Source organism: Allobosea sp. Tri-44 (assembly GCF_004123845.1).
GTDB lineage: Bacteria > Pseudomonadota > Alphaproteobacteria > Rhizobiales > Beijerinckiaceae > Allobosea.
The window spans coordinates 838,635-856,386 of the sequence record NZ_NBDP01000003.1; the positions used below are offsets into that span (position 1 = coordinate 838,635).

Sequence of the window (17,752 nt, forward strand, 5' to 3'; positions counted from 1 at the left end):
GGGTCCGCGCCTCGACATGGCCTGCGATCAAGGGCGCTGAATTTTCTCAAGCTGTTGAAAGTGTGTTTGTTTTTATAAGATCTGGAGGAGATTTGTCGCAATCAATCAGCGGGCCGCTTGCAAAAATCCGTGGGTGGCGGCAATGACAGGCCACCGGAAGGGTGGCCGAGTGGTTTAAGGCAGCGGTCTTGAAAACCGCCGTGGGTGCAAGCCCACCGTGGGTTCGAATCCCACCCCTTCCGCCATCACACTGCTAAGTCGTTGAGATCATTCTAAGTACATGGCGTCTCAGGGAAAAAATCCCTTAACTGCTACACCGGGGGCGGAGACGAGATGCCTGAGCGCAGATGGGGATCCAGCGGCGAGACCCCGCAATCATAGAGCGTCGCCTCGACGAACTGTCCTCTCCCACTCAATGCTCGTTCGTGCAGCGCCATGAGAATGCCGATCACGGCGTTGAGCCCCGTCACCATGTCGACGACAGGGAGTCCGACCCGCAGTGGCGCCCCGCCGAGCTCGCCGTTGACGCTCATATTCGGTCGGCGCCAATACGCTAGGTCACGTTCGCCAGTTCGGCCTGAAGGAAGGTCAAGAAGGCGGGGTCGTCCGCATAGGCGACGTTGACCCGCATGCCGGCGGCTTTTTCGTCGCCTTCGGGCTGGTGCCTTTCGGGCAGGAAAACCGTGCCGGGCGCGATGAAGATGCCTTGCTCGGAAGCGCGGCGCGCCAGCGCGAGGTCGTCGAGGCCAGGCGGCAATCCGACCCAGAGATAGTAGCCGCCGCCCTGGCGCGCGAAGATCGGCAGGCCGAGGCGCTCCAGACCGCCGAAGGCGATACGGGTCGCCTTGCCGATCCGTTCCTTCAGGCGCTTGAGGTGGTGGCGGTACTGGCCGCTGGCGATCAGGTCGCTGACCAGCCGCTCCAGATAGCCGGAGGAATTGACCACGGTCAGCATCTTCATGTCGCCGAGCGAGCGGGCGAGTGCCGGGCTCGCGGCGATGTAGCCGATGCGCAGGCTCGCCGAGAGCGTCTTCGAGAAGGTGCCGAGATAGATCACCCGCTCGAGCTGATCGAGTGCCGCAAGACGCGGTGCGCTCGCCGGCATCACGTCGGCGAAAGGATCGTCCTCGACGATGGTGAGATCGTGCTGGGCGGCGATCTGCAACAGGCGATGGGCGATCGGCAGCGCGATCGAGCCGCCGGTCGGGTTATGCGCCAGCGACTGGGTGAAGAAGACTTTCGGCCGGTGGCGCGCAATCTGAGCTGCGAGATCGTCGAGATCTGGTCCGTCCGGCAGGCGCTTGACGCCGGCGATCTCAATACGGGCGAGCTTCAGCTTGCCGAAGAGCGGGTAATAGCCGGGGCTGTCGACCAGGACCGTGTCGCCGGGCTGCAGCAGCTGGCGGATGATCAGGTCGAGGGCGTGGTTGGCGCCGAAGGTCAGCAGGATCTGCGCCGGCGAGACCTGGATCGAGCGCTCGGCCAGCATCAGCCCGATCTGGGCGCGCAAGGGCGCATAACCGACCGGATCGCCATAGCCGTGCTCGACCGGCAGGTCGCCCTTGCCGGTGCGCAGGCGCAAATGCCGCCCGAGCTCGGAATCCTCCATCCAGGAGCGCGGCGGGCGACCATCGCCGACGCGCACGGGATGGACCTGGCAGAGCTGCTCGCGCAGCAGCGAGACGATGTCGATCGCCTCGCTCATATGCGGCGGCGGCGCCTCGCTCGGTCGCTGTCCGGGCGCGCGGACATAGAAGCCGGCGCCGCGGCGGGCTTCGAGAAGGCCGCCGGCGACCAGCCGGTCATAGATCTCGACCATGGTGTTCTTGGAGACGCCGTATTCGCCGGCCGCCAGCCGCAGCGAAGCCATGCGCCGGCCGGGCTGGAGCAGCCCCTCGTCGATCATCCGGCTGATCCGGGCGACGATCGCACCGGTCCGGTTGCTGTCGACCTGCTCGTCCATCGGGCCTCGCATTGTACCAGTCAACGAACTGGTACAGAGAATGGGGCATCGCAGAAATTGTGCCTTGCCGCTCTCCAGCGATTGTCCGAGCTTGTCAACCGAAGAAGCGCCGGTGCCCATCGCGCAGCGCATCAAAAACCCCGACTGGGGAGGAAACGACATGACGACGGCCGAGGCGCAGAGCGCCGCCGGGCGCGAGATAAACTCGCGCATCGAGAACTACCGGAATCTGAGCTGTGCCGAGCGGCTGTCCCAAGCCGTCGCGGCGGCCGGGCTTTCCGATGCCGACCGCGCCTTGGTGGCGCAGCCGGGCGCGCTGCCGCTCGCCCTCGCCAACGGCATGATCGAGAATGTCGTCGGCACGTTCGAATTGCCGCTCGGCATCGCCACCAACTTCACGGTCAACGGCAAGGACTACCTGATCCCGATGGCGGTCGAGGAGCCGTCCGTCGTCGCCGCGGCCTCCTATATGGCCCGGATCGCGCGCGGCTCCGGCGGCTTCCGCACGTCGAGCGACCGGCCGATCATGCGGGCGCAGGTCCAGTTGCTCGGCGTCGGCGATCCCGAAGGGGCACGCCACAAGCTGCTGGCGGCGCAGGCCGAAATCGTCGCAGCCGCCAACGCCAAGGACAAGGTGCTGATCTCGCTCGGTGGCGGCTGCCAGGGCATCGAGGTCCATGTCTTCCCGCAGACGCCGCGCGGGCCGATCGTGGTGATGCACCTGCTCGTCGACGTGCGCGACGCGATGGGCGCCAATACCGTCAACACCATGGCCGAGACGGTGGCGCCGATCGTCGAGCGCATCACCGGCGGCACGGTGCGCCTGCGCATCCTCTCCAACCTCGCCGATCTCCGGTTGGCGCGGGCAAGCGTCACCATCCCCGAGGCCGCACTGGCGACCAAGGAATTCTCCGGCCGGCGCATGATCGACGGCATGCTCGACGCCTATACCTTCGCCGCGATCGACCCCTATCGCGCCACCACCCACAACAAGGGCATCATGAACGGCATCGATCCGGTCGTGGTCGCGACCGGCAATGACTGGCGCGCCATCGAGGCCGGCGCCCATGCCTATGCCGCGCGCAGTGGTCGCTACACCTCGCTGACGACCTGGGAAGAGGATCGCGACGGCAATCTCGTCGGCTCGATCGAGCTGCCGATGGCGCTCGGCTTGGTCGGCGGCGCCACCAAGACGCATCCGCTGGCGCAATGGGCGCTGCGCCTGCTCGGCGTTACCAGCGCGCAGGAGCTGGCCGAGGTCACCGTCGCGGTCGGGCTCGCCCAGAACATGGCGGCGCTCCGGGCGCTGGCGACCGAGGGCATCCAGCGCGGCCACATGGCGCTGCACGCCCGCAACATCGCCATCGTCGCCGGTGCCGAGGGCGCCGAGGTCGAGGCGATCGCCGCCGAGCTCGCCCGCACTCACGATGTCCGCGTCGACCGGGCGCGCGAACTGCTGGCGGAGCGGCGCAAAGGCTGACCCTGCACCCTTTTTCAACTCTCACCACAGAACCGCAGCAAGCGGACGACAACCGGAGGAACGTTCATGGACAATCGCATCACCCGCCGCACGCTCAGTGCCCTGCTGGTCTCGACCGGTATGGCGCTGTCGCTGCCGGCCTTCGCGCAGAACGAGATCAAGATCGGCTACAATGCCGACCAGTCGGCCTCCGGCGCGGCCGAGCTCGGCCTGTCCGGCCTCTACGGCTTCCAGGCGGCGATCGAGGATCTGAATGCGCAGGGCGGCGTTCTCGGTCGCAAGCTCGTCGGCGTCGTCCGCGACGATGCCGGCGCCCCGCCGAAGTCGATTCAGAACATGAACGAGCTGATCGACAACGAAAAGGTCGCGGCCGTAGTCGGCCCGACCAACTCAGGCAATGCGCTCGCCTGGCTGCATATCCCGCAGCAGAAGAAGGTGCCGGTGATCTCGCATGTCGCGACCGCGACCGACATCACCGCCCGCTACGCCAAGGAACCGCAAAACTACATCTTCCGCGTCTCGATGGTTGATCGCGAGCAACTCGCTCTGCTCGCCGCCTATGCGGTCAAGGCCTCGAAGACCAAGAATGTCGCGATCATCGCCGACACCACGGGCTACGGCCAGGCCGCGACCAAGGACCTGCAGGAGATCCTGGCCCTGCACGGCATCAAGCCGGTCGGCATCGAGAAGTTCGGGCCGAAGGACACCGACATGACCTCGCAGCTCGCCAAGCTGAAGGCGGCCAGCGCCGATATGATCATCACCGGCTCGCTGGCGGACGCGACGGCGCAGGTGCTGAAGAGCATGGAGAAGATGGACTATTACCCCGGCCTGCTCTCGACCTGGGGCTCGATCAACACGCCGCTGGTCAACATCGCCGGCCCCAAGCTCGCGGAGAAGACGATCTTCGCGGCGTCGACCACCGAGGATGCCAGCGACCGGGCCGCGGCGCTGCACAAGCGCCTCGTCGCCAAGCACCCGAACATGCCGGCCTTCGTCTCGGCCGCTCAGGGCTATGACGCGGTGATGCTGATCGCCGCCGCGATCAAGCAGGCCGACGGTACGGACGGCCCGAAGCTGCAGGCTGCGCTCGAGAACCTCGGCGCGGTGCAGGGCATCATCAAGACGTACGAGAAGCCCTTCAGCAAGGAGCAGCACGAGGCGCTCGGCGTCGCCGACTTTCACCTCGCGCAGTGGAAGGACGGCCGCGTGGTCAAGCTCGACGATCCGGTGGTCAAGGGCCTGACGGCGGCTGATCTGAAGCGCTGATTGATTGCTGATCGGTTTGGCGCAGGAAACACTGCGTCATCCCGGACAAGTCGCGAAGCGGCGCTGATCCGGGATCCATCGGAGGGCACCGCGCTCTACGATGGATCCCGGCGCTCCGCTTCGCTACGGCCGGGATGACGGCGCGGTTCGGCAGGTAACCCAACCCGCCCGACAGAGCGGAGAGACGATGACGGCATTCCTTCAGGCTCTGGCCAGCGGTCTGGCGCTGGGCGCGATCTACGGGCTGATCGCGCTCGGCTTCAACATCACCTACGCCACGACCAAGACCTTCAATTTCGGCCAGGGCGCGTTCCTCGTGCCGGGCAGCCTGGTCGGCGTCTCGCTGCTGCTGTTGGCCGCCGGCAAGCCGCATTTCGGCAACCTCAGCCAGGCCGAGATGACCATGACGGCTTATGTGCTGGCGACGGTCGCCAGCGTCGTCGTGGTCGGCGCCATCGGCATCGTGCTCTACTACTGCGCGATCAAGCCTTTCGTCGGCGCGGGCGGGCTGAACTGGGTGCTGAGCACGATCGGCTTCGGCATCATCATGCAGAACACCGCGCTGGCGATCTGGGGCCCGGCCTCGATCGCGGTGCCCTCGCCACTCGGCAGCGAGGTCTGGCGCATCGCCGGCGCCGGTATCCGCCCGCAGGAGGTGCTGATTGCGGTCGTCGCGGTCGCGGTCATGGCCCTGCTCGACATCGTCCTGCGCAAGACGCGCTTCGGCAAGGCGCTGCGGGCCGTCGCCTTCAACCCGCAGGCGGCGGCGATCGTCGGCATCAATGTCGAGTCGATCGTGATCGCCGCTTTCGTCATCTCCTCTGCTCTGGCGGGGCTCGCCGGCATCCTGATCGCGCCGATCACCACGGCCTCGGTCTTCATCGGGCTCGGCGTCGCGCTGAAGGCCTTCTCGGCCGCGATCGTCGGCGGCTTGACCAGCCCGCGTGGCTGCATGCTCGGCGGCTTCCTGCTCGGCGTGGTCGAGGCGCTTGTCGGCTTGTGGCGCGCCGAGATGCGCGAGATCACCATCTTCCTGCTGATCATCATCGTGCTGGTCGTTCGGCCGAGCGGGCTGATGGGCGCGCGCAGCGTGGAGAAGATCTGATGCCGGCGCTCGCCCACGCCATCGGAGTGGCGGTGCTGGTCGCCGCGCTCGCGCTCGTGCCCTATCTCGGCTTCAACGATTTCTACCTGCAGATCCTGTTCACGATCGGGGTGAACTATCTCGCCGCCGCCGGCTTGAACGTGCTCGTCGGCTATGCCGGTCAGAAATCGCTGGGGCATGCCGGGCTCTTCGCCGTCGGCGCCTATATGGCGGCGATCGCCAACATCGAATGGGGACTGAGCCCCTGGATCTCGCTGCTGCTGGCCTGCGGTTTCGGCGCGATCTTCGGCCTGGTCATCGCGATACCCTCGGTGCGCGTCTCGGGGCCGAGTCTCGCCATGGTGACGATCGGCTTTGGCATCGTCGTTGAGAAGATCGCCACGGAATGGACCGATATCTTCAAGGGTCAGGCCGGCTTCTACGGCATCAGCGCGCCCTCGATCGCCGGCACGAGCTTCACCAACCTGCACTGGGTCTGGTTCGTCGGCGCGCTCTGTATCGCGACGCATCTGACACTGCGCTCGCTGCTCGCCGGCCGCTACGGCCGGGCTTTCCTCGCGGTGCAGATGGCCGAGCCGGCGGCGCAATCGGTCGGCATCTCCGTGGTGCGGGCCAAGACGCTGGCCTTCGTCATCTCGGCGGTGACCTGCGCGCTCGCCGGCGCCGTCGTCGCGCAGCAGAACCAGTACTTCAACTCCGACTTCATCACCTTCAACCTGTCGATCTTCCTGCTGGTCGTGGTGATCTTCGGCGGCTCGGGTTCGCTCTACGGGCCGCTCTTCGGCGCGGTGATCCTGACCCTGCTCGATGCCTGGCTGGCGCGCTGGCCGGCTCTGCAGCACTTCAGCTATGGCGCGCTGCTGCTGTTCTCGCTCTACCTGATGCCGAATGGTATCGCCGGTGCGGTGTCCAGCCTCGCAACGCGGTGGCGGCGGAGCGCCCCTGCCCTGCCGGATGTCGTCGGCCACAGTGTCCTGTCAGCTGCCTCGGCCGCGCCGGCGGGCGGCGAAATCCTGCTCGTGAAGGACCTCTACAAGGCCTATGGCGGCATCGTGCCGGTCCGCAACGTCTCCTTCGCGATCGGCGCCGGCAAGGTCCATGCGCTGATCGGCCCGAATGGCGCCGGCAAGACCACGCTGCTCAACCTGCTCTCCGGCCATGTCGCGCCCGATGGCGGTTCGATCCGCTTCGAAGGACGGGAGACCGTCGGCCTGCCCGCCCATCGCGTCGCCGGGCTCGGCATCGCCCGGACCTTCCAGAACCTGAAGCTGTTCGGCGAACTCTCGGCGCTCGACAATGTTCTGCTCGGCGCGCACCGGCATGTTGAGACCGGCTTTGCCGCCTCGCTGCTCGGCCTGCCGTCGAGCAGGTGCGCCGAAGCCACGGCCCGAGCCGATGCGCTGGCGCTGCTGCGCGATCTCGGCCTCGGCGAGCGCGCCCATGAGCCGGCAAAGAGCCTGCCCTACGGCTTGCAACGGCGGCTCGAGATCGCCCGCGCCCTCGCCTCGCAGCCAAAGCTCCTGCTGCTCGACGAGCCGGCGGCCGGCCTCAACCCGCAGGAGACGCACGAACTCGGCGAGCTCATCCAGCGCATCCAGTTGGCCGGCGTCACCGTGTTGTTGATCGAGCATCACATGGACCTGGTCATGGGCATCTCCCAGCATGTGCTGGTGCTCGACTATGGCGCGCTGATCGCCGAGGGGCGGCCGGAGGCGATCCGCCGCGATCCCAAGGTGGTTGCTGCCTATCTCGGCGCCGATGAGGACGAGGCCGCATGACCATGCTCGCGATTGAGGGGCTGAAGGTCCGCTATGGCGCGGTCGAGGCGCTGAAGGGCATCTCGCTGCGGGTCGGCCAAGGTGAGGTCGTCACGCTGATTGGTGGCAATGGCGCCGGCAAGTCGACACTGATGCGGGCGATCGGGGGGCTGGCGAAAGTCGCCGGCGGCTCGATCCGCTTCGAAGGCCGCGACACCACCGGCATCAAGGGCCATGAGTGCGTCCGGCTTGGCATCGGCCACTCGCCGGAAGGGCGCATGGTCTTCGGCGACCAGAGCGTGCGCGACAATCTCGTGCTCGGCGCTTATGCCCGCCGCGACGAGGATGGCATCGCCGCCGATATCGAGCGCTATTTCAGCGTCTTCCCGCGCCTCGCCGAACGTCAGGACCAGCTCGCCGGGACGCTCTCGGGCGGCGAGCAGCAGATGCTGGCGATCGCTCGCGCCTTGATGGCGCGGCCCAAGCTCCTGCTGCTCGACGAGCCTTCGCTCGGCCTGGCGCCGCTGATCGTGCGCGAGGTCTTCGCCGTGATCCGCCGGCTGCGCGAGGAGGGCATGACGATCCTGCTGGTCGAGCAGATGGCCAATCAGGCGCTCGCCGTTGCCGACCGCGCCTATGTCATCGAGACCGGCACGATCACGCTCGAGGGCACCGGCGCTGAGCTGCTGCGCGACGAGCGCGTACGCTCGGCCTATCTCGGCGCCTGACGATGGCCGCAGAGCGCGTAACCATCGTCGAGGTTGGCCCGCGCGACGGGCTGCAGAACGAGAAGGGCGAGGTCGCGACGCAGGACAAGCTCGCTTTGATCGCCGAGCTCGCCGATGCCGGCCTGGCACGGATCGAGGCGACCGCCTTCGTCTCGCCGCGCTGGGTGCCTCAGATGGCTGACCACGAGGCGGTGATGCGCGGCGTTCCTCATCGACCGAGCGTGACCTTTTCGGCGCTGGTCCCCAATGAGAAGGGCGCGGAGGCTGCGCTGGCCGCCGGTGCGCAGGCGCTGGCCGTGTTCACGGCCGCTTCCGAGAGCTTCTGCCGGAAGAACACCAATTGCTCGATCGCCGAGAGCATCGGGCGCTTCCGGCCGGTGATGGCGCTGGCGGTACGTGCCGGCGTGCCGGTGCGGGGCTATGTCTCCTGCGCGCTCGACTGCCCCTATGAAGGAGAGATCGCGCCCGAGGCGGTGGCCGCAGTCTCGGCCGAGCTGCTCGAACTCGGCTGCAGCGAGATCGCACTCTCCGATACACTCGGCCGCGGCACGCCGGAACGGACGGCCGCCATGGTCGAGGCGGCGTTGCGGCGGGCGCCGGCCGCGATGCTGGCCGGGCACTTCCACGACACTTCCGGCCGCGCCATCGCCAATGTCGCGGCGGCGTGGGAGCTGGGACTGCGCGTCTTTGACGGTTCGGTCGGAGGTCTTGGCGGCTGCCCCTATGCCCCCGGTGCCGCCGGCAATCTCGCGACCGAACGGCTCGTCGCACATTTCGCAGCCAAGGGGATCGAGACCGGGGTCGACCTCGCCCGCCTGAGCGCGATAGCCGAACGGGTTATCGCCCGCTTTCGGCCGGCCGGCGATGCGCTGAGATAACGAGCTCTGCCCGGCATGACAGATGCCGCAGCGATGGCATCGACGCAGCGCGAGACGCCCGGTATTGATGCTCCACCACAGCGGCGTTGAGCGGAGTCGACCGATCGTCTCCGTTCGGGCAGAACAAGTGACGGATGAGCCCGCCCAAGCTGGCTCGAGCGACGAGGGACGGATGACGCAGAAGGTTTATGACAGCCCGGCGGCGGCCCTGGACGGGTTGCTGTTCGACGGGATGACGATCATGTCGGGCGGCTTTGGCCTGTCGGGCAATCCCGAGAGCCTGATTCCGGAGGTCCGCGCTTCGGGCGTGAAGAACCTGACGGTGATCTCCAACAATGCCGGCGCCGATGGCTTTGGCCTGTGGATGCTGCTGGAGACGCGCCAGGTCAAGAAGATGATCGCCTCCTACGTGGGCGAGAACAAGCTGTTCGAGCAGCAATACCTTTCCGGCGAGCTCGAGCTCGAGCTCAATCCGCAGGGCACGCTGGCCGAGCGCATCCGCGCCGGCGGCGCTGGCATCGCGGCCTTCTACACCAAGACCGGCGTCGGCACGGTGGTCGCCGAGGGCAAGCCGGTCGAGGAATTCGAGGGGCAGCTCTATGTCCGCGAGACCTGGCTCAGGGCCGATGTCGCCATCGTCAAGGCCTGGAAGGCCGACACCGCCGGCAACCTCGTCTATCGGCGCACCGCTCGCAATTTCAACCCGAACATGGCGACCGCCGGCAAGGTGACTGTCGCCGAGGTCGAGGAGATCGTGCCCGTCGGCTCGCTCGATCCCGAAGCGATCCACACCCCCGGCATCTATGTCGACCGCATCATCAAGAGCACGATCAACGAGAAGAAGATCGAGAAGCTCACCGAGCGCAAGAGGGAGGCAGCGTGATGGCCTGGACCCGTGAAGAGGTGGCCGCCCGCGCCGCCAAGGAGCTGCAGGACGGATTCTACGTCAATCTCGGCATCGGCATTCCGACGCTGGTGGCGAACTACATTCCCGATGGCGTCGACGTGACTCTGCAGTCGGAGAACGGCCTGCTCGGCATCGGCCCCTTCCCCTATGAGGGCGAGGCCGATCCTGACCTGATCAATGCCGGCAAGCAGACGATCACCTCGCTGCCGAGCTCCAGCTACTTCTCCTCGGCCGACAGTTTCGCGATGATCCGCGGTGGCCATATCGACCTGACCATCCTCGGCGCCATGGAAGTGGCCGAGAATGGCGACATCGCCAACTGGACCATCCCCGGCAAGATGGTGAAGGGCATGGGCGGCGCGATGGACCTCGTCGCCGGCGTCAAGAAGATCATCGTGGTGATGGATCACGCCAACAAGGCCGGTGAATCCAAGGTGCTGGAGCGCTGCACTCTGCCGCTGACCGGGGCGGGCGTGGTCGACCTGATCATCACCGATCTCTGCGTGCTGGCCTGCGACAAGGTGAAGGGCGGCCTGACCCTGCTCGAGCTCGCCCCCGGCGTCACGCTCGACGAGGTCAAGGCGAAGACCGCCGCGTCCTTCGCGATCGCTCCGGCGCTCGCCAAGGCCGCTTGAGAACAGCGAGGGCAGCGCCGATTCACGGCCCTGCCCTCGCCAGCGCTTCTCAGTGCATGCCGCCCCAGAGCAGCGGCTGCAGCGACAGCACCAGCAGCGCCGCCATGGTGATGTTGAAGATGCGCACATAGCGCGCATCGGTCAGCCAGCGGCGCAGTGTCGTCCCGAAGGCGGCCCAGAGCGCGACGGTCGGCGCATTGACCACGGCAAAGAGGGTCGCGACGACCACGACCGTCCCCAGCCCGCCATTCGCCGGCGTGTAGGTCGCGATCGCGCCGATCGCCATGATCCAGGCTTTCGGATTGACCCATTGAAAGGCAGCCGCCTGCCAGAAGCTCATCGGCCTGCTGGCAGTGGTATTCTCGTCCATGGCGCTGGCGGTCGCGATCTTCCAGGCGAGCCACAACAGATAGGCCGCACCGATCCAGCGCAGCGCCTCGTAGAGCCATGGCGCGGCGATGAACAGGCGGCCGATGCCGAAGCCGACGGCGAGCACCATCACCGCAAAGCCGGAGCTGATCCCAAGGACATGCGGGATGGTCCGGCTGAAACCATGATTTACGCCCGACGCCAGCACCATCGTGTTGTTCGGTCCCGGCGTGACCGAGGTCACGAAGGCGTAGGTCAGGAAGGCCAGCATCAGGTCGAGGGTCATGGCAGCACGGGGTGATTGCGATTGCCGCGACCCTATCGACGTGACACTTTGTAAGAAACTATAATAGTGTCATGTGACGCTTTTAGGCTTCATGCATGCGCCTCGCCTCCCCCTGGTCTCCGCGCCTCTCCGACGAGCCTGGCCTCACGCATGAGCGCCTCGTTACCGCCTTGGAGGAGGATCTCGCCGCTGGCCGTCTTCCGGTCGGTGCGCGGATGCCGGCCCATCGTGATCTCGCCTATCGGCTGGGCATCGGGCTCGGTACGGTCACCAAGGCTTATTCGCTGCTCGAAAAGCGCGGGCTCGTGCGCAGCGTGCGCGGGCGCGGGATGTTCGTCGCCGGCAAGGAGCCGAACCCAGGCGAGATCATCGATCTCTCGGTCAATACGCCGCCGCAGATGCTCGGTGACGGCATTCTATCGGCGACGCTTGCCGCACTCGCCAGGCAGATGGATGCCGACAGCTTCGGGCGATACCGGCCGCCAGCGGGGAGTATCGAGTACCGCGAGGCGATAGCGCACTGGCTGGCGGAGCACCGTCTGACGATCGCAGCCGATCGCCTCCTCCTCACCAATGGAGCGCAGCATGCCCTGGCCATTGCCCTCGCCGCGGCTGCAGGAGTCGGCGGAACGGTGTTCACCGAGGCACTCACCTATCCAGGCGCCATCCTCGCCGCACGCCAGAACCTGCAGGCGCTCAAGGCCGTGGCTCTCGACGACGAAGGGCTACGGCCGGACGCCCTCGCCGCGGCCTTCTCGGCGCATTCGGGCGAACGCCGCGTGGTTTACCTCACTCCGACCCTGCATAATCCGACCGGCGCCACCATGGGGCTGGCGCGACGACAGGACATCGTCGCCGTCTGCCGCACCCACGATGCCGTCATCATCGAGGACGACGTCTATTCCCTGTTCACACCCTCTGGGCTGCCTGCTCTCGCCGAACTCGCACCAGAGCGGACCTTCTACATTGCCGGCTTCTCCAAGATCCTGAGCCCGGGGCTGCGGATCGGCGCCCTCGCCGTCCCGCCCGCCGCAATGCAGACGGCACAGGGCTTTCTGCAGGCGACGTCGTCGATGGCTTCGCCGCTGATGTGCGCCATCATGGAGCGCTGGATCAGGGACGGCACCGCGCGTGCCGTCGGCGAAGCAATCCGTCGCGAGGCGACGGAGCGCGCGGCCATGGCGCAGGCGGTTCTAGGGAGCAGAGTCCAGCCTGCGTCCGGCGCCGGGTTCCATCTCTGGCTGCCGATGTCGCTAGCCGACGCGGCGAGCCTCGCCCAGGGCGCTGCGGCGCGAGGCGTGATGGTCACTCCGCCGGCGGCCGTCATGGTCGACGAGAATGATCGCGCGGCCGGCGTGCGGCTGTGCATCGGCGCTCCCTCGCTGGAGGATCTCATGCGGGCGCTGCAGACGATCCGGCTTCTGCTGGATGGAAGCGCGGAGGATCGACTCGCTCCTCCTTGATCTCGGTCGATGCGCATAGAGGGCATCGATTCCCCGAAGGAGCCGGGCGTTGCCTCCGATGGGCTCACGCAACAGCCACATTGCCGTGACAGATTGAGCCGGAGGCGCGGAGCGCTGCCTGGCGTTCCGTCGTTTCCTCGCCGACTGCAACGGAACCAGGAGGACGAGATGAGCCATCTCGGCAAGGCCGAGCGCGAGATTCGCAAGATCGCCTACGCGCTCTGGATGGAGCAAGGGCAGCCGGAAGGCCGCGATCACCAGCATTGGGAAGCGGCTAAAGAGATCTGGAACTTCCGCAACCGCACGACGGAGGTCGTCGATACGGGCGCTGAAGACGAGCTCAAGGTCGAGCGTGCCCGCCGGCGCGAGCAGGAATTGCTGTCCTGACATACGTCTTGCAGGGCTGTGGCTCGCCGCAGCCCTGCCATTCCCTGCCGGCATGATCGCAACTGGAGACAAGCCGCTGCGCGCTTCCCACATTGTGGTTGAGGCGACGGCATGCCTTGTGGCCGGCGCCCGCGGGGAACGGTCATGACGCAGCCTATCGAAACCGATCAGCTTCAAGTGCTCGAACGGCCGGAGACCGGGCGGTTCGAGCTCGACTTTCCGGGCGGACAGGCCTTCGCCATCTATCGCAGCGATGGCGACAGGATTATCGTGACGCATACCGAGGTGCCGCCGGCCTTCAATGGACGTGGGCTTGGCTCGCAGCTGGCGGAGGGCATCTTCCGGATCGCACGCGCCAGCGGGCGGCGTGTCGTACCACGCTGCTCCTTCGTCGCGGACTGGGCGCGGCGCCACCCCGACTACGGCGATGTGCTGGCCTGATGCCTTTCCCCCGCTGATCGGACGAGCTTGCCTCGCGCCCGATGATCGCGTTTGAAAGGCTCCGTCACGCAACGGGGCGCACTATGCCGGACGATCTCGTCATCACCGACTTCCCGCTGCGGGCACAGGACAAGCTCCGCTACGGCGACACCGATCGCCAGGGACACATCAACAACGCCGTGTTCTCGACCCTGCTGGAAACCGGCAGGGTCGAGCTGATCTACGATCCGGACCATCCTTTGGCGGAGCCCGGAACGGCTTTCGTCATCGCCCGGCTGGAGGTGGATTTCCGGGCAGAACTGCTCTGGCCCGGCGAGGTCGAGAGCGGGATGCGCGTCGCTTCGGTCGGCCGCAGCTCCGTCCGGCTCGAGCAGGCGATCTTTCAGGCCGGGCGCTGTGCTGCGAGTGCGATCACGGTCATAGTCCAGGTGGACGAGGCGACGCGCAAGTCGCGGCCGTTCTCCGACGCGGTGCGAGAACGGCTGCTCGCTTTGATGCCCCCGAATGCTGGATAGAGACTGCAGCCCCGCGAGCCTTTGGGGTTCAGGACGCCGCCTGACCTAACTTATGGTTGCATGCCCCGACGTCGTCGATGAAAGTAGTCGGTGGGGGCTCGCCAAGTGGCCCGATTCTGTCGTCGGAGCCGTCGCGGGCCATGCATCAAGCTGTCGCCAACCCGGTGCCGCCGGCTGACCAGGTCTCGTTTTCGGGCGACCGCCCGGTTTTCCGCAAACTGGTGACGCGCGGCGCCCTGCTGGAGCTCGTCACTTTCGGCTTCTACCGCTTCTGGCTGGCGACCGATATCCGCCGCCATCTCTGGTCGCATACCTCGGTCGGCGGCGATCCGGCCGAATATACCGGACGGGCAAAAGAGTTGCTGATCGGCTTCCTGATCGCCATGGCGATCCTGGTGCCGGTCTATCTGGTCTACTTCCTGATCGGCCTCGAAGCCGAGATGATGCAGGCCTTCGCCAGCATCCCTCTCGTCGCGTTCTTCTATCTGTTCACCGAGTTCGCGCGCTATCGGGCGCGCCGGTACCGCCTGACCCGCACGCTCTGGCGCGGCCTGCGCTTCTCCATGGGTGGCTCCGGCTGGAGCTATAGCTGGCGCTCTGGCCTCTGGGGGCTGCTGGTCATCGTCTCGCTCGGGCTCGCTCTACCCTGGCGGCAGGCTGCGCTCGAACGCTTCAAGATGCGCCACACCGCCTATGGCAGCCTGCAAGGGCGTTTCGACGGCACCGGCGGCGACTTGTTCAAGCGGGCCTGGGGACTTTGGCTCGCGGCTCTGCTCGCTGTGGTGACCGTCTTTGCGATCCCGATCATTGCTCCGCCGGCCAGCCGATCGGACATCATGCTGCCGCTCATCCTGATCGTGCTTTTCACCCTTCTGTCGCCCTTCGTGTACGCCGCCTTCAAAGCGATCGAATGGCGTTGGTGGGTTTTAGGACTTCGTTTCGGTGACGTGCGTTTCGAATCGCGCCTCGCAGCGGACGAGCTGAATGGCTGCTATTGGAAAGTGATCGGCTGGTCGTTCTTGTTCCTGATTCTGTTTGTACTCTGGTGTATCGGGGCGTTTTTACTCGTCTCTCCGCTGATCGCGACAGGGGAAACCAACCAGCAACGCATCCTCACCGCATCTCAGCATCCTGCGATGCTGGTGATTTTTGTCATCGGCTACCTGCTTGCCGCCGTTGCGTTCAGCGCGGTCGTCCGAATCTACCTCAACCGCGATGTCTGGAGGCTCGTTGCGCAAAGCACCGTGGTCCATAACCTCGCAGCCGCCGCCGACGTCGCTGGTCAGGGCGAGGCGGTCGGCGCTGTTGGCGAAGGCCTTGCCGACGGCCTGGATGTCGCCGGCTTCTGAGCGCGGAGCCCTGCCCTGCGATGAGTTCGATCGGCGACGCTGCCCACCCGGCTGTCTACTATGACGGGATTTCGAGCCGCCGGCGGCAGGTTGAGCTGCGCCTCGGCGCGCAGCTCGACATCGCCGAGCACGGTATCGTGCTGGCGACCTGGCGCTATGACGACATCAGACGTGTCGATGGCGCCCGTGGTCTGCGGCTGACATCGGCAGCGGCGGCGGCGCAGGCCCGGCTGGAGATCGAGGACGAGGCCGTGCAGCGCCTGCTGACGGCACGCTGTACTGCGCTCGATCAGGATCGTGGTGGTGGCCAGGCGCTGCGGATCGTCGCCTGGTCACTCGCCGCTGCCGCATCCATCGTGTTGATGACGCTCTACGGCATCCCGCTGGTCGCCGATCGGCTCGCGACGGTCGTTCCGGTTTCGGTCGAGCAGCGCCTCGGTGATGCGGTCGACAAGCAGGTGCGGGCGCTGATGGGCGGCAAAAGCTGCACGGGCGCCGAGGGCCAGCGCGCCTTCACCAAGATGGTCGAGGCGCTGAAGACAGCCGGCGGCAGCGCCATCCCGCTCGAAGCGCAGGTGCTGTCCTCGCCCATTCCGAACGCCGTCGCCTTGCCGGGTGGGCGGATCTATCTGTTCGAGGGTTTGCTCAGCCGGGCCCGCGATCCGGATGAGGTCGCCGGGGTGATCGCCCATGAGATCGGCCATGCCGAGCATCGCGACGGATTGCGCAGCGTCATCCGGACCGGCGGCACCTCCTTCCTGTTCGGGCTGCTCTTCGGTGACATCACCGGCAGCGGTGCGGTGATCTTTGCGTCGCGCACGCTGCTCGATGCCTCGTATTCACGCGAGGCCGAGACGGCCGCCGACGATTTTGCGATCAGGGCGATGACGAACCTCGGCCGATCGCCGGCGCCGCTCGGCGAGTTCCTGGTCCGCATCACCGGCAACGGCGGCAAGACCACCATCATCGACAGCCATCCGGTCAGCAGCGAAAGGCTGGAGCGGATGAAGCGGGCGGCGCCGGCAACGGCGGGGCCACCTATCCTCACCGATTCAGAATGGCAGGCGCTCAAGCGCGTCTGTGCGGCCGGGTGAGCTAGCTGCCCTCCTCCGGCCAGCCGACCAGCTCGGTCGGTGTCCAGCGCGCTTTCCGGCGCTCGCGCCGTCCCTCCAGCGCTTCGCCGCTGAAATCCCGTGGCTCGGCCGGTTTGGTGAAACGGGCGCGCTCGTCGAGCGCATCGATATTGATCGTCGTCCAGGCCCCGTCATCCTCGACCATCAACATGGCGACATAGACACCGCAGCGGCTGCAGAGCACGACTTCGGAGGCGGTAAGGCCAAACCGGTAACGCTGGAGATGAGCCGGCTCATAGACGGCAAGGCGGGCCGTAGCCTTCGGGTCCGAGACCGTCCGGGCATTGTGCTTGCGGCAGAACGAGCACTGGCAGGCGCCGATGATCTCTTCCTCTGGCGGGCGCGGCAGCGACAATTCGAGCCCGATCGCGCCGCAATGACAGCCGCCGTTCAATCGATGCACCATGCCGGTCCTCCCGTTCGAACGCTGTCACATCACAGACATTGTGACGATGCGATGATCCTATCAACACAAGTCATTTGATGCCGCATCGAATCGGGGGAACGGAATCACCCCCGCCGCGTTCGAGCCCAAAATGCGGGAGGACATCATGAACACCCTTGTTGCGGCTTCGGCGCTGTTCCTGGCCGGAGGCCTTTCAACCGTGACCATGGGGGCCGTGCCCCTGCAGGGTGTTCTCAATGATTTCTTCTGGGCGGGCCTCGCCCTCGCCGCCTTCATCACGACGGCTGGCCTCGAAGCGTCGAGCTGAGGCGCCCTTCAAAATCTCCTCGATGCCTTGATCCGCTAGGCCGATCGTCTGGCGCGCATTCTGCGCGCGCCAAGTGCCGACTTCTGTCGGCGGCCGGCATCTTTATGCGGCCCTTATGCCCCCGCCTGCCCTTCCCGCTCGACCGCTTAGCAGGTGCGGCACCACATCTCCGGTCTGAACCAGGCTGGAGATCCATCATGGCCGATATCGTCTTTCTCGCGCTCGGAGCCGGGGCCTTGGCGCTCTTCGGCTGGTACGCAGCGCTGCTGCGCAAGGTCTGACCGTCATGGGCCTGACCTTGCTCTATGCCGCCGCGGCCCTCGGGCTCGCAATCTACATGGTCGCCGCGCTGCTGCGCCCCGACCGCTTCTGAC

20 protein-coding genes and 1 tRNA gene are annotated in these 17,752 nt (G+C 66.4%); 17 read left to right on the plus strand and 4 right to left on the minus strand.

Features of this window, described 5'->3' with window-relative positions:
* Positions 1–155: 155 nt before the first annotated feature.
* Positions 156–245, plus strand: a tRNA-Ser gene (locus B6S44_RS04030).
* Between the two features lie 66 nt (positions 246–311).
* On the opposite strand, the gene B6S44_RS04035 is transcribed toward B6S44_RS04030, so the two are convergent.
* Complete coding sequence (locus B6S44_RS04035) at positions 312–533, minus strand: CoA transferase (RefSeq protein ID WP_248309427.1); 222 nt, start codon at positions 531–533, stop codon at positions 312–314.
* A 20-nt stretch (positions 534–553) separates the two neighbouring features.
* Positions 554–1,963 carry an aminotransferase-like domain-containing protein gene (locus B6S44_RS04040; RefSeq protein ID WP_129155434.1) on the minus strand — a complete coding sequence of 470 codons (1,410 nt, stop codon included), beginning with the start codon at positions 1,961–1,963 and terminating at the stop codon, positions 554–556.
* A gap of 160 nt (positions 1,964–2,123) precedes the next feature.
* Between B6S44_RS04040 and B6S44_RS04045 the strand changes: the two genes are divergently transcribed.
* From B6S44_RS04045 to B6S44_RS04080, 8 genes are all read left to right on the plus strand, one after another.
* Positions 2,124–3,443 carry a hydroxymethylglutaryl-CoA reductase, degradative gene (locus tag B6S44_RS04045; protein ID WP_129155435.1) on the plus strand — a complete coding sequence of 440 codons (1,320 nt, stop codon included), beginning with the start codon at positions 2,124–2,126 and terminating at the stop codon, positions 3,441–3,443.
* Between the two features lie 66 nt (positions 3,444–3,509).
* Positions 3,510–4,712, plus strand: a complete 1,203-nt coding sequence (locus tag B6S44_RS04050) for an ABC transporter substrate-binding protein (protein WP_129155436.1) — start codon at positions 3,510–3,512, stop codon at positions 4,710–4,712.
* Positions 4,713–4,899: 187 nt separating this feature from the next.
* Positions 4,900–5,817 (plus strand): branched-chain amino acid ABC transporter permease, encoded by a 918-nt coding sequence (locus tag B6S44_RS04055; protein WP_129155437.1) that lies wholly within the window; start codon positions 4,900–4,902, stop codon positions 5,815–5,817.
* Positions 5,817–7,595, plus strand: coding sequence for a branched-chain amino acid ABC transporter ATP-binding protein/permease (locus B6S44_RS04060; protein WP_129155438.1), 1,779 nt, complete (start codon positions 5,817–5,819; stop codon positions 7,593–7,595). Before B6S44_RS04055 ends, B6S44_RS04060 begins: the two co-directional genes overlap by 1 nt.
* A gap of 2 nt (positions 7,596–7,597) precedes the next feature.
* Positions 7,598–8,302, plus strand: coding sequence for an ABC transporter ATP-binding protein (locus tag B6S44_RS04065; RefSeq protein WP_129155602.1), 705 nt, complete (start codon positions 7,598–7,600; stop codon positions 8,300–8,302).
* A 2-nt stretch (positions 8,303–8,304) separates the two neighbouring features.
* Positions 8,305–9,180: a hydroxymethylglutaryl-CoA lyase gene (locus tag B6S44_RS04070; RefSeq protein WP_129155439.1), complete on the plus strand. Its 876-nt coding sequence runs from the start codon at positions 8,305–8,307 to the stop codon at positions 9,178–9,180.
* A gap of 172 nt (positions 9,181–9,352) precedes the next feature.
* Positions 9,353–10,063, plus strand: coding sequence for a CoA transferase subunit A (locus B6S44_RS04075; RefSeq protein ID WP_129155440.1), 711 nt, complete (start codon positions 9,353–9,355; stop codon positions 10,061–10,063).
* The gene (locus tag B6S44_RS04080) at positions 10,063–10,722 is read left to right on the plus strand and encodes a 3-oxoacid CoA-transferase subunit B (RefSeq protein WP_129155441.1); all 660 of its coding nucleotides are present in this window, start codon (positions 10,063–10,065) and stop codon (positions 10,720–10,722) included. The genes B6S44_RS04075 and B6S44_RS04080 overlap by 1 nt, the downstream gene beginning before the upstream one ends.
* A 49-nt stretch (positions 10,723–10,771) precedes the next feature.
* Here B6S44_RS04080 and B6S44_RS04085 read toward each other — a convergent pair whose 3' ends face one another.
* Positions 10,772–11,377 carry a LysE family translocator gene (locus B6S44_RS04085; RefSeq protein ID WP_129155442.1) on the minus strand — a complete coding sequence of 202 codons (606 nt, stop codon included), beginning with the start codon at positions 11,375–11,377 and terminating at the stop codon, positions 10,772–10,774.
* 95 nt (positions 11,378–11,472) lie between these two features.
* On the opposite strand from B6S44_RS04085, the gene B6S44_RS04090 reads away from it, so the two are divergent.
* The 6 genes from B6S44_RS04090 to B6S44_RS04115 all read left to right on the plus strand — a co-directional run bounded on the left by B6S44_RS04090 (position 11,473) and on the right by B6S44_RS04115 (position 16,626).
* The gene (locus B6S44_RS04090) at positions 11,473–12,840 is read left to right on the plus strand and encodes an aminotransferase-like domain-containing protein (protein WP_129155443.1); all 1,368 of its coding nucleotides are present in this window, start codon (positions 11,473–11,475) and stop codon (positions 12,838–12,840) included.
* A gap of 168 nt (positions 12,841–13,008) precedes the next feature.
* Positions 13,009–13,227, plus strand: coding sequence for a DUF2934 domain-containing protein (locus B6S44_RS29240; RefSeq protein ID WP_164985715.1), 219 nt, complete (start codon positions 13,009–13,011; stop codon positions 13,225–13,227).
* Positions 13,228–13,371: 144 nt separating this feature from the next.
* Positions 13,372–13,668 (plus strand): GNAT family N-acetyltransferase, encoded by a 297-nt coding sequence (locus tag B6S44_RS04100; protein WP_129155445.1) that lies wholly within the window; start codon positions 13,372–13,374, stop codon positions 13,666–13,668.
* An 83-nt stretch (positions 13,669–13,751) separates the two neighbouring features.
* The gene (locus B6S44_RS04105; protein WP_129155446.1) at positions 13,752–14,183 is read left to right on the plus strand and encodes an acyl-CoA thioesterase; all 432 of its coding nucleotides are present in this window, start codon (positions 13,752–13,754) and stop codon (positions 14,181–14,183) included.
* A gap of 140 nt (positions 14,184–14,323) precedes the next feature.
* On the plus strand, positions 14,324–15,532 hold the full coding sequence (locus B6S44_RS04110) for a DUF898 family protein (RefSeq protein ID WP_129155447.1): 1,209 nt from the start codon (positions 14,324–14,326) through the stop codon (positions 15,530–15,532).
* Between the two features lie 20 nt (positions 15,533–15,552).
* Entirely contained in the window at positions 15,553–16,626 is a 1,074-nt protein-coding gene (locus tag B6S44_RS04115; RefSeq protein WP_129155448.1) for a M48 family metallopeptidase, read from the plus strand.
* A gap of 1 nt (position 16,627) precedes the next feature.
* On the opposite strand, the gene B6S44_RS04120 is transcribed toward B6S44_RS04115, so the two are convergent.
* Entirely contained in the window at positions 16,628–17,071 is a 444-nt protein-coding gene (locus tag B6S44_RS04120) for a GFA family protein (protein WP_129155449.1), read from the minus strand.
* 145 nt (positions 17,072–17,216) lie between these two features.
* Between B6S44_RS04120 and B6S44_RS29245 the strand changes: the two genes are divergently transcribed.
* The gene (locus B6S44_RS29245) at positions 17,217–17,378 is read left to right on the plus strand and encodes a hypothetical protein (RefSeq protein ID WP_164547412.1); all 162 of its coding nucleotides are present in this window, start codon (positions 17,217–17,219) and stop codon (positions 17,376–17,378) included.
* 286 nt (positions 17,379–17,664) lie between these two features.
* Positions 17,665–17,751 (plus strand): K(+)-transporting ATPase subunit F, encoded by an 87-nt coding sequence (kdpF, locus tag B6S44_RS30175; protein ID WP_126116082.1) that lies wholly within the window; start codon positions 17,665–17,667, stop codon positions 17,749–17,751.
* Position 17,752 lies beyond the last annotated feature (1 nt).

Bases quoted from the DNA above. Each gene is read 5' to 3' on its own strand.
- B6S44_RS04035 (WP_248309427.1), bottom strand. From the start codon at position 533: ATGAGCGTCAACGGCGAGCTCGGCGGGGCGCCACTGCGGGTCGGACTC.
- B6S44_RS04040 (WP_129155434.1), bottom strand. From the start codon at position 1,963: ATGGACGAGCAGGTCGACAGCAACCGGACCGGTGCGATCGTCGCCCGG.
- B6S44_RS04045 (WP_129155435.1), top strand. From the start codon at position 2,124: ATGACGACGGCCGAGGCGCAGAGCGCCGCCGGGCGCGAGATAAACTCG.
- B6S44_RS04050 (WP_129155436.1), top strand. From the start codon at position 3,510: ATGGACAATCGCATCACCCGCCGCACGCTCAGTGCCCTGCTGGTCTCG.
- B6S44_RS04055 (WP_129155437.1), top strand. From the start codon at position 4,900: ATGACGGCATTCCTTCAGGCTCTGGCCAGCGGTCTGGCGCTGGGCGCG.
- B6S44_RS04060 (WP_129155438.1), top strand. From the start codon at position 5,817: ATGCCGGCGCTCGCCCACGCCATCGGAGTGGCGGTGCTGGTCGCCGCG.
- B6S44_RS04065 (WP_129155602.1), top strand. From the start codon at position 7,598: ATGCTCGCGATTGAGGGGCTGAAGGTCCGCTATGGCGCGGTCGAGGCG.
- B6S44_RS04070 (WP_129155439.1), top strand. From the start codon at position 8,305: ATGGCCGCAGAGCGCGTAACCATCGTCGAGGTTGGCCCGCGCGACGGG.
- B6S44_RS04075 (WP_129155440.1), top strand. From the start codon at position 9,353: ATGACGCAGAAGGTTTATGACAGCCCGGCGGCGGCCCTGGACGGGTTG.
- B6S44_RS04080 (WP_129155441.1), top strand. From the start codon at position 10,063: ATGGCCTGGACCCGTGAAGAGGTGGCCGCCCGCGCCGCCAAGGAGCTG.
- B6S44_RS04085 (WP_129155442.1), bottom strand. From the start codon at position 11,377: ATGACCCTCGACCTGATGCTGGCCTTCCTGACCTACGCCTTCGTGACC.
- B6S44_RS04090 (WP_129155443.1), top strand. From the start codon at position 11,473: ATGCGCCTCGCCTCCCCCTGGTCTCCGCGCCTCTCCGACGAGCCTGGC.
- B6S44_RS29240 (WP_164985715.1), top strand. From the start codon at position 13,009: ATGAGCCATCTCGGCAAGGCCGAGCGCGAGATTCGCAAGATCGCCTAC.
- B6S44_RS04100 (WP_129155445.1), top strand. From the start codon at position 13,372: ATGACGCAGCCTATCGAAACCGATCAGCTTCAAGTGCTCGAACGGCCG.
- B6S44_RS04105 (WP_129155446.1), top strand. From the start codon at position 13,752: ATGCCGGACGATCTCGTCATCACCGACTTCCCGCTGCGGGCACAGGAC.
- B6S44_RS04110 (WP_129155447.1), top strand. From the start codon at position 14,324: ATGCATCAAGCTGTCGCCAACCCGGTGCCGCCGGCTGACCAGGTCTCG.
- B6S44_RS04115 (WP_129155448.1), top strand. From the start codon at position 15,553: ATGAGTTCGATCGGCGACGCTGCCCACCCGGCTGTCTACTATGACGGG.
- B6S44_RS04120 (WP_129155449.1), bottom strand. From the start codon at position 17,071: ATGGTGCATCGATTGAACGGCGGCTGTCATTGCGGCGCGATCGGGCTC.
- B6S44_RS29245 (WP_164547412.1), top strand. From the start codon at position 17,217: ATGAACACCCTTGTTGCGGCTTCGGCGCTGTTCCTGGCCGGAGGCCTT.
- kdpF (WP_126116082.1), top strand. From the start codon at position 17,665: ATGGGCCTGACCTTGCTCTATGCCGCCGCGGCCCTCGGGCTCGCAATC.